At 58.4% G+C, this 12,880-nt stretch carries 12 protein-coding genes; 7 read left to right on the top strand and 5 right to left on the bottom strand.

The genetic code is table 11. The features are described 5' to 3' along the window. Nucleotides 1-4: 4 nt before the first annotated feature. The 4 genes from gsiA to gsiD are packed head-to-tail and all read left to right on the top strand — an operon-like array spanning nucleotide 5 to nucleotide 5,277. On the top strand, nucleotides 5-1,876 hold the full coding sequence (gene gsiA / locus ACWKXN_RS01375) for a glutathione ABC transporter ATP-binding protein GsiA (RefSeq protein WP_033145023.1): 1,872 nt from the start codon (nucleotides 5-7) through the stop codon (nucleotides 1,874-1,876). A 23-nt stretch (nucleotides 1,877-1,899) separates the two neighbouring features. Continuing rightward, nucleotides 1,900-3,438 (top strand): glutathione ABC transporter substrate-binding protein GsiB, encoded by a 1,539-nt coding sequence (gsiB, locus tag ACWKXN_RS01380; protein ID WP_033145024.1) that lies wholly within the window; start codon nucleotides 1,900-1,902, stop codon nucleotides 3,436-3,438. Nucleotides 3,439-3,443: 5 nt separating this feature from the next. Then, entirely contained in the window at nucleotides 3,444-4,364 is a 921-nt protein-coding gene (gsiC, locus tag ACWKXN_RS01385) for a glutathione ABC transporter permease GsiC (protein WP_023310911.1), read from the top strand. A gap of 1 nt (nucleotide 4,365) precedes the next feature. Further along, nucleotides 4,366-5,277: a glutathione ABC transporter permease GsiD gene (gene gsiD, locus ACWKXN_RS01390; protein WP_024908682.1), complete on the top strand. Its 912-nt coding sequence runs from the start codon at nucleotides 4,366-4,368 to the stop codon at nucleotides 5,275-5,277. Between the two features lie 108 nt (nucleotides 5,278-5,385). On the opposite strand, the gene rimO is transcribed toward gsiD, so the two are convergent. Further along, nucleotides 5,386-6,711: a 30S ribosomal protein S12 methylthiotransferase RimO gene (rimO, locus tag ACWKXN_RS01395; protein WP_058841665.1), complete on the bottom strand. Its 1,326-nt coding sequence runs from the start codon at nucleotides 6,709-6,711 to the stop codon at nucleotides 5,386-5,388. A 216-nt stretch (nucleotides 6,712-6,927) separates the two neighbouring features. Between rimO and bssR the strand changes: the two genes are divergently transcribed. After that, nucleotides 6,928-7,311: a biofilm formation regulator BssR gene (gene bssR / locus ACWKXN_RS01400; protein WP_023310914.1), complete on the top strand. Its 384-nt coding sequence runs from the start codon at nucleotides 6,928-6,930 to the stop codon at nucleotides 7,309-7,311. 106 nt (nucleotides 7,312-7,417) lie between these two features. Further along, nucleotides 7,418-8,536: a PQQ-dependent sugar dehydrogenase gene (locus tag ACWKXN_RS01405; RefSeq protein ID WP_454543217.1), complete on the top strand. Its 1,119-nt coding sequence runs from the start codon at nucleotides 7,418-7,420 to the stop codon at nucleotides 8,534-8,536. Here the strand turns inward: ACWKXN_RS01405 and ACWKXN_RS01410 are convergent, their stop codons facing one another. After that, a complete protein-coding gene (locus tag ACWKXN_RS01410) occupies nucleotides 8,537-9,163 on the bottom strand; it encodes a glutathione S-transferase family protein (RefSeq protein ID WP_039261465.1) in 627 nt (208 codons plus the stop codon). A gap of 240 nt (nucleotides 9,164-9,403) precedes the next feature. Here ACWKXN_RS01410 and dacC point away from each other — a divergent pair, with 240 nt between their 5' ends. Continuing rightward, nucleotides 9,404-10,609, top strand: coding sequence for a serine-type D-Ala-D-Ala carboxypeptidase (gene dacC / locus ACWKXN_RS01415; protein ID WP_454543218.1), 1,206 nt, complete (start codon nucleotides 9,404-9,406; stop codon nucleotides 10,607-10,609). Between the two features lie 96 nt (nucleotides 10,610-10,705). Here dacC and deoR read toward each other — a convergent pair whose 3' ends face one another. The 3 genes from deoR to ACWKXN_RS01430 all read right to left on the bottom strand — a co-directional run bounded on the left by deoR (nucleotide 10,706) and on the right by ACWKXN_RS01430 (nucleotide 12,876). Then, complete coding sequence (deoR, locus tag ACWKXN_RS01420) at nucleotides 10,706-11,464, bottom strand: DNA-binding transcriptional repressor DeoR (protein ID WP_454543219.1); 759 nt, start codon at nucleotides 11,462-11,464, stop codon at nucleotides 10,706-10,708. 67 nt (nucleotides 11,465-11,531) lie between these two features. Then, on the bottom strand, nucleotides 11,532-12,140 hold the full coding sequence (gene ybjG / locus ACWKXN_RS01425) for an undecaprenyl-diphosphate phosphatase (protein WP_454543220.1): 609 nt from the start codon (nucleotides 12,138-12,140) through the stop codon (nucleotides 11,532-11,534). Between the two features lie 7 nt (nucleotides 12,141-12,147). Further along, a complete protein-coding gene (locus tag ACWKXN_RS01430; RefSeq protein WP_033145032.1) occupies nucleotides 12,148-12,876 on the bottom strand; it encodes a phosphatase PAP2 family protein in 729 nt (242 codons plus the stop codon). Nucleotides 12,877-12,880 lie beyond the last annotated feature (4 nt).

Genomic DNA, 12,880 nt, shown 5'->3' on the forward strand with positions numbered 1-12,880 from the left:
GCGCGTGCCGCACAGTGAAGAACTGGACAACCGCGAAGTGCTGGCTGTCCATCAGCTCAATATTGCGTTTCAGGAAGAGCGGCAGTTCATCCCCGCAGTAGAGAATTTATCGTTCACGCTCAGGCGCGGCGAGACGCTGGCGATAGTTGGCGAATCTGGTTCCGGTAAATCGGTCACCGCGCTGGCGCTGATGCGCCTGCTGGAACAGACGGGCGGGCAAATCAGCAGCGAGAAAATGCTCCTGCGCCGCCGTAACCGTCAGGTCATTGATTTAAATGAGCTAAGCGGTTCGCAGATGCAGGGCGTGCGCGGGGCGGATATTGCGATGATCTTCCAGGAGCCGATGACCTCCCTGAACCCGGTTTTCCCGGTCGGGGAACAAATCGCCGAGTCCATCCGCCTGCATCAGGGGCTGAGCGGCGATGAAGCGCTCAAAGAGGCCCGACGGATGCTGGAACTGGTGCGCATCCCGGAGGCGCAGGCCATTCTGGGTCGCTACCCGCATCAGCTTTCCGGCGGCATGCGCCAGCGGGTGATGATTGCCATGGCGCTCTCCTGCCGTCCGGCGGTGCTGATTGCCGATGAACCGACGACGGCGCTGGACGTGACGATTCAGGCGCAGATCCTGCAGCTCATCAAAGTGCTGCAGCAGGAGATGGAGATGGGGGTGATATTCATCACCCACGATATGGGCGTAGTCGCCGATATCGCCGATCGGGTGCTGGTGATGCACAAGGGCAGCGCGGTGGAAACCGGCCCGGTTGAGCAGATTTTTCACGCGCCCGCGCATCCTTACACCAAAGCGCTGCTGGCGGCGGTTCCGCGCCTGGGGGCGATGAACGGCAGCGATTTGCCGCGCCGCTTCCCGCTGATTTCTCTTGAGGCGTCTGAGCTACAGGAGGAGGAGCGCGAGCAGGACACCGTGGTGCCGGGTAAGCCCATTCTGGAAGTGCGCGATCTGGTCACCCGTTTTCCGCTGCGCAGCGGCGTACTGAACCGCGTTAAGCGCGAAGTGCACGCGGTGGAAAACGTCAGTTTCGATCTCTGGCCGGGCGAAACGCTGGCGCTGGTGGGGGAGTCCGGCTGCGGTAAATCCACCACCGGACGCGCGTTGCTCCGTCTGGTGGAATCACAGGAAGGCAGCATTACCTTTAACGGCGAGCGCATTGATACCCTTCCGGACAGCAAGCTGCAGGCGGTGCGGCGGGATATTCAGTTTATTTTCCAGGACCCGTATGCCTCCCTCGATCCGCGCCATACGGTGGGGTATTCGATCATGGAGCCGCTGCGGGTACATAACCTGCTCGACGGCGAAGCGGCCCAGCGTCGCGTGGCCTGGCTGCTGGAGCGCGTCGGCCTGAAGCCGGAGCACGCATGGCGTTATCCGCACGAGTTTTCCGGCGGACAGCGGCAGCGTATCTGCATCGCCCGCGCGCTGGCGCTGAACCCGAAAGTGGTGATTGCCGATGAGTCCGTCTCGGCGCTGGATGTCTCTATCCGGGCGCAAATCATCAACTTACTGCTGGATTTACAGCGGGATATGGGCATCGCCTTCCTGTTTATCTCGCACGATATGGCCGTGGTCGAGCGCATCAGCCATCGCGTGGCGGTGATGTTTATGGGGCAGATCGTGGAGATTGGGCCGCGAAGGGCGGTGTTTGAAAACCCGCAGCACCCGTACACCCGCAAGCTTATCGCGGCGGTCCCGGTAGCCGATCCGGCGCATCGTCACGGCCAGCGCGTGCTGCTGCAGGATGAAATGCCGAGCAATATTCATAAACGCGGCGAGGCCGTGGAGCGCGTGACGCTGCGCGAGGTCGGGCCGGGTCATTTCGTCGCTCCCCCGCGTCAGGACAACGCTTTTTCGCGGTTATAACTTACAACAGGCAGGAGAACACAATGGTTACATTTGTAGCGCGTAGATGGTTGTTAGCCGCGAGCGTGACGGCAGCCCTGGCCGCTGCCCCCGCGTTCGCTGCCAAAGACGTGGTGGTCGCCGTCGGCTCCAATTTCACCACGCTCGATCCGTATGACGCCAACGACACGCTCTCTCAGGCGGTGGCGAAATCGTTCTATCAGGGCCTGTTTGGCCTCGATAAAGAGATGAAGCTCAAAAACGTGCTGGCGGAGGGGTATACCGTGTCCGACGACGGGCTGGTGTATACCATCAAACTCAGGACCGGCGTGAAGTTCCAGGACGGGACAGACTTCAATGCGGAGGCGGTGAAGGTTAACCTGGACCGCGCCAGCAATCCGGAAAATAGCCTCAAGCGCTATAACCTGTATAAAAATATCGCCAGCACCGAGGTGGTCGACCCGGCGACGGTCAAAATCACCCTGAAAGAGCCGTTCTCCGCGTTTATCAATATCCTGGCGCATCCGGCAACGGCGATGATTTCCCCTGCCGCGCTGAAAAAATACGGCAAGGAGATCGGCTTCCACCCTGTTGGCACCGGCCCTTACGAACTGCTCACCTGGAACCAGACCGATTTTGTGAAGGTGAAGAAATTCGCGGGATACTGGCAGCAGGGGCTGCCGAAGCTCGACACCATCACCTGGCGCCCGGTGGTGGACAACAACACCCGCGCGGCGATGCTGCAAACCGGCGAGGCGCAGTTTGCCTTCCCGATCCCTTACGAGCAGGCCGCCATTTTGCAGAAAAACAGCAAGCTGGAGCTGGTCGCCAGCCCGTCGATCATGCAGCGCTACATCAGCATGAACGTCACGCAAAAGCCGTTCGATAACCCGAAGGTGCGTGAAGCCATCAACTACGCCATTAACCGTCAGGCGCTGGTGAAGGTCGCTTTTGCCGGCTATGCCACTCCGGCCACCGGCGTGCTGCCGCCGGCGATCGCCTATGCGCAAAGCTATCAGCCGTGGCCGTACGATCCGGCTAAAGCGCGCGAGCTGCTGAAAGAGGCGGGCTTCCCGAACGGTTTCAGCACCACGCTGTGGTCCTCGCATAATCACAGTACCGCCCAGAAGGTGCTGCAATTTACCCAGCAGCAGCTGGCGCAGGTGGGGATCAAGGTACAGGTCACCGCAATGGATGCGGGACAGCGTGCGGCAGAAGTGGAAGGGAAAGGGCAGAAAGAGAGCGGCGTGCGGATGTTCTACACCGGCTGGACGGCCTCGACCGGTGAGGCCGACTGGGCGCTGTCGCCGCTGTTTGCCTCGCAAAACTGGCCGCCAACCCTGTTCAACACCGCGTTTTACAGCAACCCGCAGGTGGACAAAGACCTTGCCGATGCCCTGAAAACCACCAAACCGGAAGAGAAGGCGCGTCTCTATAAAGACGCGCAGGATATTATCTGGAAAGAGTCACCGTGGGTGCCGCTGGTGGTGGAGAAACTGGTGTCAGCCCATAACAAAGCGTTGACGGGGTTCTACATCATGCCGGACACGGGCTTTAGCTTTGACGATGCGGATTTAAAATAAACCTCATGCTGAATTATGTTTGTAAACGCCTGCTGGGGCTTATTCCGACGCTGCTGATTGTGGCGGTCCTGGTGTTTTTGTTTGTCCATATGCTGCCGGGCGATCCGGCGCGTCTGGTCGCCGGGCCTGAGGCGGATGCCACCGTTATTGACCTGGTGCGTAAGCAGCTTGGCCTCGACCAGCCGCTGTATATGCAGTTCATCCATTATATTTGCAACGTTCTGCAGGGCGATTTTGGTATCTCAATGGTGTCGCGCCGTCCGGTGTCGGAGGAGATTGCCAGCCGCTTTATGCCGACGTTCTGGTTAACGATAGCCAGCATGAGCTGGGCGGTCGTGTTCGGGCTTGGCGCCGGGATTATCGCGGCCGTCTGGCGCAACCGCTGGCCGGACAAGCTCGGCATGGCGCTGGCGGTGACCGGCATCTCCTTCCCGGCGTTCGCGCTGGGGATGCTGCTGATGCAGATCTTCTCCGTCGAACTGGGCTGGCTGCCGACCGTCGGGGCTGATACCTGGAAGCACTACATCCTGCCTTCCATGACGCTGGGGGCTGCCGTTTCGGCGGTAATGGCCCGCTTTACCCGCGCCTCGTTCGTTGACGTGCTGAGCGAAGATTATATTCGCACCGCGCGGGCGAAAGGGGTCAGCGAGAAGTGGGTCATTCTCAAGCACGGATTCCGCAATGCAATGATCCCGGTAGTGACGATGATGGGGCTGCAGTTTGGCTTCCTGCTCGGCGGCTCGATCGTCGTGGAAAAGGTCTTCAACTGGCCGGGGCTGGGACGCCTGCTGGTCGATTCCGTCGAGATGCGCGACTACCCGGTGATTCAGGCGGAAGTCCTGCTTTTTTCGCTGGAGTTTATTCTTATCAACTTAGTGGTGGACGTGCTCTACGCCGCCATTAACCCGGCCATCAGGTACAAGTAAGATGCGATTGTTGAACTGGCGACGTCAGGCCGTTTTAAACGCGATGCCGGGGCTAAAACCGGACCACGTCCGCACCCCGTGGTCTGAATTCTGGCGGCGTTTTCGCCGTCAGCCGGTCGCGATGACCGCGGGGCTGTTTGTGCTGCTGCTGATTGCGGTGGCGGTGATTGCGCCGTGGGTGGCGCCGTTTGATGCGGAAAACTATTTTGACTACGATCGTCTGAACGACGGACCGTCGATGCTTCACTGGTTCGGCGTGGACTCACTCGGGCGCGATATCTTTAGCCGCGTGCTGGTCGGGGCGCAGATCTCGCTTGCCGCCGGGGTGTTCGCGGTGCTGATTGGCGCGGCCATCGGTACCGTGCTGGGTCTCGTTGCCGGGTATTACGAAGGCTGGTGGGACCGCATCATCATGCGCATCTGCGACGTGCTGTTTGCTTTTCCCGGCATTCTGCTGGCGATTGCCGTGGTGGCGATCATGGGCAGCGGCATGGCGAACGTCATCATTGCGGTCGCGGTCTTTTCGATTCCGGCGTTCGCGCGCCTGGTGCGCGGCAACACGCTGGTGCTGAAACAGCAGACGTTTATCGAATCCGCGCGCAGCATGGGGGCCAGCGATGCCACCATCCTGTTCAGCCATATTCTGCCGGGTACGGTGTCGTCCATCGTGGTCTATTTCACCATGCGCATCGGCGTGTCGATTATCTCGGCGGCCAGCCTGTCGTTTCTGGGGCTAGGGGCGCAGCCTCCGACGCCGGAGTGGGGCGCGATGCTGAACGAGGCGAGGGCGGATATGGTGATTGCGCCACACGTGGCGATCTTCCCGAGTCTGGCTATTTTCCTGACCGTGCTGGCGTTTAATCTGCTGGGGGACGGGCTGCGCGACGCGCTGGATCCGAGGATTAAGGGGTAGGTTTATTGCCCCTCACCCTAACCCTCTCCCCGGAGGGGAGAGGGGACTGCTCGGTGCGGTTTTCCCCCTCGCCCCTTTGGGGAGAGGGCCGGGGTGAGGGGAATGTAATTAAACCCGGCTACCCCACAGGTCATACTCGTCCGCGTTTTCAACCTTCACGCGAATAATATCACCCGGCTTAACGCTGGTTTCGCCGTTCAGGTACACCGCGCCGTCGATTTCCGGGGCGTCCGCCATGCTGCGGCCAATCGCGCCTTCTTCGTCCACTTCGTCAACGATGACCATGATCTCGCGGCCCACTTTTTCCTGCAGACGCTCGGCAGAGATCTGCTGCTGCAGCTGCATGAAGCGGTTCCAGCGCTCTTCTTTCACCTCTTCCGGCACCTGGTCCGCCAGCTCGTTGGCGGTTGCGCCTTCTACCGGGCTGTACTTGAAGCAGCCTACGCGGTCCAGACGCGCTTCTTTCAGGAAGTCGAGCAGCATCTGGAAGTCTTCTTCGGTTTCACCCGGGAAGCCGACGATGAAGGTGGAGCGCAGGGTCAGATCCGGGCAGATCTCGCGCCACTGCTTGATGCGCGCCAGCTGGCGATCAACGGATCCAGGACGCTTCATCAGCTTCAGGATACGCGGGCTGGCGTGCTGCAACGGGATATCCAGGTACGGCAGAATTTTGCCTTCCGCCATCAGCGGGATCACGTCGTCAACGTGCGGATACGGATAGACGTAGTGTAGACGCGTCCAGATACCGAGCTTAGACAGCTGTTCGCACAGGCCTACCATGCTGGTTTTCACCGGCTCGCCGTTGTGGAAACCGGAGCGGTGTTTAACGTCCACGCCGTAAGCCGAGGTGTCCTGGGAGATGACCAACAGTTCCTTCACGCCCGCGTCGGCCAGACGTTTAGCTTCCGCCAGCACTTCACCAATCGGACGGCTCACCAGATCGCCGCGCATGGACGGGATGATGCAGAAGGTGCAGCGATGGTTGCAGCCTTCGGAAATTTTTAAGTAAGCGTAGTGGCGCGGCGTCAGCTTCACGCCCTGCTCTGGCACCAGGCTCAGGAACGGGTTGTGCTTTGGTTTTGGCACGTAGTGATGAACATGTTCCAGCACCTGCTCGTAGCTGTGCGGGCCGGTGATCTCCAGCACCTTCGGGTGCACTTCGCGGATCTGGTCTTCTTTCGCGCCCAGACAGCCGGTAACAATCACTTTGCCGTTTTCCGTCAGGGCTTCACCGATGGCTTCCAGTGATTCCTGAACCGCGCTGTCGATAAACCCGCAGGTGTTCACGATCACCATATCGGCGTTGTCGTAGCTTGGCACCACGTCATAGCCCTCGGTGCGCAGTTCGGTCAGGATGCGTTCGGAATCCACGAGGTTTTTCGGGCAACCCAGTGAGACGAAGCCGATTTTCGGCTGGTGCGTAACATTGCTCATAGGTTAAAAATTCATCAATTATGGAGTTATCAGGGCGGGATTTTACAGCGTATCGCGGGGGATTTATACACTCTTTGCAAGGCGGATGCGCCGGGCAGACGTTGTAACATTGTAAATAATGTTAATCAGTTAATAAAAATTGATCCCAGGCATTAAACTGTACAAAAAATGTACTTATCCTGATTATGCACAATGGCTGACAGAGGAGGAAAGAGCATGACCGTTGACAGACTAAAACGCGATCTGCTTAACAAGCTGATCAACGCCCGAATCGACCTGGCCGCGTACCTGCAGTTGAGGAAGGCAAAAGGGTATATGTCAGTCAGCGAAAGCGAACATCTGCGTGATAACCTGTTTGAACTTTGCAATTTCATGCGTGAAAAAGCACCGACCCTGAAGGCGAAATACGGCGAAAGTGAGCTGATCGCCCTGCGCCGCGCCGCTGAGGTGCTCTCCATAGCTGGGGTATGTTTGATGAACGGACGCCACGACTGCCCGAATTTTATCGCTGTTAACGCGGAGAAGCTTGAAAACTGCCTGACCACGCTCTCTCTATGCATCATGTGCCTGAACGAGCACGAGAAGCTTGAACAGCACTGACCCAGGGGGAGGCAACTCCCCCTTCTGATTAAGCTTTTGTAAAAGTGGTAACGCGCCCGGATGCAGTGGCTAACCTTTATGCCATATGCCGATAAAGGAGTGCGTTATGCCTCGATCCTCGCTAATTTCCCTGCCTGCGCTGTTCATTCCGTTTTCGCTTCTTGCTGCCCCAGAGGCGGTCAAGGTCGAGGTGCTGCAAAACAAACTCGATCATCCCTGGTCTCTGGCGTTTCTGCCGGACAATAAAGGCCTGCTGGTGACCCTGAAGGGCGGTCAGCTCAAACGCTGGCAGGCCGGAAAAGGGCTGTCCGATCCGATTGTCGGCGTGCCGAAGGTCTGGGCAAACGGTCAGGGAGGATTGCTGGACGTGGTCCTCGCCCCGGATTTTAAAAAATCACGCCGCATCTGGCTGAGCTTCGCCGAAGCCGGGAGTGACGGCAAGGCCGGAACGGCGGTGGGCTATGGCCGACTGAGTGACGATCTGACGCGCATTGAAGCCTTCCAGGTGGTGTTCCGCCAGATGCCGAAACTCTCCACCGGGAACCATTTTGGTGGGCGACTGGTATTCGACGGCAAAGGCTCGCTCTTTATCGGACTCGGCGAGAATAACCAGCGTCCGACGGCGCAGGATCTGGATAAATTGCAGGGTAAAGTGGTGCGCCTCACCGAAGACGGAAAAGTGCCGCCGGATAACCCGTTTGTGAATACCCCCGGCGCGCGACCCGAAATCTGGTCTTACGGCATTCGCAACCCGCAGGGGATGGCGATGAACCCCTGGAGCGACGCGCTGTGGCTGAACGAGCACGGTCCGCGCGGCGGGGATGAGATCAACATCCCGGAGAAAGGAAAGAACTACGGCTGGCCGCTGGCGACGCACGGCATTAACTACAGCGGTCTGAAAATTCCGGAAGCCAAAGGCGAGCACGTTGAGGGAACCGAAAAACCGCTGTTCGTCTGGAAAGTGTCACCCGCCGTGAGCGGCATGGCGTTCTACAACAGCGACGTTTTCCCGCAGTGGAAAAACAAGCTGTTTATCGGCGCGCTGAAGGAAAAGGACGTTATCGTGCTGAGCGTGGACGGCAATAAGGTGACGGAGGACGGGCGAATTCTCGGCGATCGGGATAAACGTATTCGCGATGTGCGGGTGGCGCCGGACGGCTATTTATACGTTCTGACCGACGAGACGGACGGGCAGCTGTTAAAAGTCAGCCCGTCCGGTGCGTAATCAGGTGACCGGGATCATTACCACGTTGCGGTACGCCGGGCGATCGCTCAGCTGTTTTAGCCAGCGCTCAAGGTGAGGGCGCGGCGTCCACTTCAGGCCGAGGTTGGTCAGGTTCCAGACGAACGGCGCCACGGCAATATCGCCCACGCCGAACGCCTCACCGGAGAACCAGGCGTGCTTCGCCAGTTCGTCATCCATCATCGCAAACAGGTTTTCACACGCATCCTGAGCGGCATGAATGGCAGGGTAGTCGCGCTCGGCTTCAGGGGTTCTGACTAACCCCATCAGGATCACGCGGTGGGTTGGCGATAGCGTCTGGTTTGCCCAGTCCATCCACTTTTCGCCCTGGGCGCGACGGGCCGGGCTCTCTACCCACAGGCGGCCCTGACCGTACTGGGCAGCAAGGTAACGGACAATGGTGTTGGATTCCCAAAGCGTCGCGTCGGTTTCATCATCGCGCAGCAGCGGCACCAGGCCGTTCGGGTTCATCGCCAGATAGTCGGCCTCTTTGTTCACGCCGAACGACATGCCGGCCATGATTTGATTGAACGGTAAATCCAGCTCTTCGAGCGTCCAGAGCACTTTCTTAACGTTGGTCGAGTTGTTCCTGCCCCATAGCGTAATCATATTTACTCCTGATGAGATGTGAATCCGGGTCAGCTTTCGCCATGGTGAGATAAACCTAACAATTACGCAACAGAAGACAAAAAAATCGTCTGAATCAAAGCGTATCTGAATGTTATTGCATAAACTTTAATAACTTTACCCTCGTTGGGTTTCTTTAACCGTTTTAGTGCGCTATTACTCATCGCTTCTTGCGACACGGTGATGTGACGTAATTTTTGAATGGACACTCGGGTGGCATTTATGACGCGTAAAATGACTTCTCTGCGCAGCCTTGCGACAGGCTCTGCGCTCCTTTTCCTGTTTGCACCAACGCTCTACGCAGCTGAACAGGCTGTGCCCGAAGCGCCGCCTGTGGATGCGCGCGCCTGGATCCTGATGGACTACTCCAGCGGTAAAGTGCTGGCGGAAGGCAACGCGGATGAGAAACTCGATCCGGCAAGCCTGACCAAAATCATGACCAGCTATGTGGTCGGCCAGGCGTTGAAAGCGGGCAAGATCAAGCTGGACGATATGGTCACCATCGGGAAGGATGCCTGGGCGACCGGCAACCCGGCGCTGCGGGGCTCTTCGGTGATGTTCCTGAAGCCGGGGGATCAGGTCTCCGTTTCCGATCTGAACAAAGGGGTAATTATTCAGTCGGGAAATGATGCGTGCATCGCGCTGGCCGATTACGTTGCCGGCAGCCAGGATTCTTTCATTGGCTTGATGAATGGCTACGCGCAGAAACTGGGCTTAACCAACACCACGTTCAAAACGGTTCACGGTCTGGATTCGCCGGGACAGTTCAGTACCGCGCGTGACATGGCGCTGCTGGGGAAAGCGCTGATCCACGACGTGCCGGATGAATACGCCATCCATAAAGAGAAAGAGTTTACCTTCAATAAAATCCGCCAGCCGAACCGCAACCGCCTGCTGTGGAGCAGCAATGTTAACGTGGACGGAATGAAGACCGGCACCACGGCGGGCGCGGGCTATAACCTGGTGGCCTCCGCGACCCAGGGCGACATGCGCCTGATTTCGGTGGTGCTGGGCACCAAAACCGACCGTATTCGCTTTAATGAGTCAGAAAAACTGCTGACCTGGGGCTTCCGCTTCTATGAAACCGTGACGCCGATTAAACCGGATGCCACCTTCGTCAGCCAGCGCGTCTGGTTTGGCGACAAGAGTGAAGTCAATCTCGGGGCGGGTGAAGGCGGCTCGGTGACCATTCCGCGCGGTCAGCTGAAAAACCTGAAGGCCAGCTATACCCTGACCGACCCGCAGCTCACGGCTCCGCTGAAAAAAGGCCAGGTGGTCGGGACGATTGATTTCCAGCTAAACGGTAAGTCGATTGAACAGCGTCCGCTGATTGTAATGGAAGCGGTGGAAGAGGGCGGCTTCTTCAGCCGGATGTGGGATTTCGTGATGATGAAATTCCACGGGTGGTTCGGCAGCTGGTTTAGCTAAGTTTTTTGCCGGGTGACGCTGCGCTTACCCGGCCTACGTTTTTTCTCCCTCTCCCTGTGGGAGAGGGCCGGGGTGAGGGCATCAGACCGCCCCCCCTTAATACATTAACTTAACCTGCTGCGCCTTCGCGTGGGCCACGATCTCGTCGTCCGGGCGGCAGTCGCTGACGATGGCGTCAAACTGCGCCAGCTCACCCATTCTTGCCGAACGCACCTTGCCAAACTTGCTGTGATCGACCACCAGCACATGGTACTGCGCGGCGCTTAACGCCCAGTGCTTCACCGGCAGCTCTTCCAGGTTAAAGCAGGTCGCACCCTGACGCACGTTGACGCCTGCGGCGGAATAAAACGCGATATCCGGGCAGAGATTGCTGAGCGTGTCCTGCAGGTTGAGCGGCTTAAAGATGGCGTTGCTGGCGTGAAACTCGCCGCCGCAGAGGATCACCCGGCACTCCGGTTTCTCCTGAAGCGCCAGAAAGGTGTTCAGGGAGTAGCACACGGCGGTAAAAGGGATGCTGCTGTCGATGGCTTCGATAATCCACGGCGTGGTGGTTCCGCAGTCAAAAAACAGCGTCTGGTGCGGCTGTACCAGTGAGGCCGCAAGCCGGGCGGCTTTGCGCTTCTCTTCCACCAGGCGCGTCTTCTGGTCGCTGATCAGATAATGGCTGGCGCTACGCGGCTCAAGCACAATATATCCGCCCAGCAGCACGACGGGCGCGCTTTCGCTGTTCAGATCCCGACGAATGGTCATCTCTGAGACGCCGAGGAAGTTGGCGGCTTCCTTAAGATGCAGCTTATCGCTGCGCTTCAGCGCCTGTAGCAGCTGAGCAATGCGGTCATCGCGACGTGTTTCCATAGTTCCTCGGGATAAAAAAGTGAACCCCCGCAGGGCGGGGGCTCAAGTGTAACCTGTCAGGTTGGGGTTAGTCACGTATCCAGCCTTTGCGGATCGGGATAGCGAAAATGGCGCGATAAAGCGAAGACAGCGTGCGGAAAAGCGCTTCGCCAAAGAGGCTCCACAGGATAGCCGCGCTCACGCAGCCAATCAGCCCCACCAGGAAACCGCCCACCATATCCAGCGGCCAGTGAACGCCCAGGTAAACGCGAGACCAGGCGATAGCCAGGGCCGCCACCATCAGGACCGCACCGGACCACAGGCGATGCCAGAACAGGAAAGCCAGCGCGAAGGTAAAGATCACCGTTCCGTGATCGCTCGGGAACGAGTCATCCGGCGTGTGGTGCAGGAAGGTATAGCCGACATGATCGACAAAAGGACGATCGTGCGGGAAGGCGTGACCCAGAATGTAGCTCAGCAGTACGCTTACCCCGAGCGCCATCGCGACTTTGATCACCAGCTGGCGCTGCGCCTTCACCTGGCTGCGGGGACCCCACAGCCAGAGAATCGCAGCCAGTGCAGGCACGATGCTGATCAGATCTTTTGCCAGAAAGGTGGCAAAATCGATCGACCACTCAGGCGAGGCTGGCGTGGCGTTGATCAGATAAAACAGCTGATAATTCAGATTCTCTAACATAGCGTTATCACTCTTTAGCAAACCGGATGGAAATAAGTCCGTAGACCACCACCTGGGAAAACCAGACCCACCACCCGGCCCACAGGTTGTGAGAGAAAAAATGCGCCCCGCGCATGACCTGGCCGTAGCCCATCGCCAGACCTAACACCACGCCCAGCGCGACGAAGCACCAGGCGAGACGCGGACGCTCGCGCCAGAAGGCAAAAAACAGCCCCATCACCATAAAGCCGCTGGAGGCATGACCGCCGGGAAAACAGCGCCCCGGACCGCTGTCAGCAGGGACGGCGCTGAACAGGGGATAAGACATAGCCTTACCGCCATATTCCACCAGATCCCACGGGCAGCTGTGATGGCTCACGCTTTTCAGCGCGCCTACCACCAGCGCGCCAACGCCCATCAGCAGCGCCGCCGTCACCAGCCTTGCGTTGCGCTTGTAGGCGCCGTAAAACAGCGCCACGGCACCTAAGCCGATGGCGATGTACTTCGCCAGGCGGTGGTTCAGCAGATCCAGCAGGTGGTCCTTCTGCAGCGGAAAGCTCTGCGTTGCCGCGTCATACCAAAAGCCGGTGATCCATCTGTCGAGCGCTTCACTGCGCGATAGCCACGTAAAGACCACGGCAAGGGCAATCAGTACGAAAAGCTGATAACCATAAAAGCGGGTCGGCAAGCGGTAAAGTCGTTTTGTCTTATTTGTCTGTAAGTTAGACAATTCTGAACGGCTGGAGGTGAGTGCCATAATT

It is taken from the genome of Enterobacter sp. UPMP2060, from assembly GCF_053709655.1.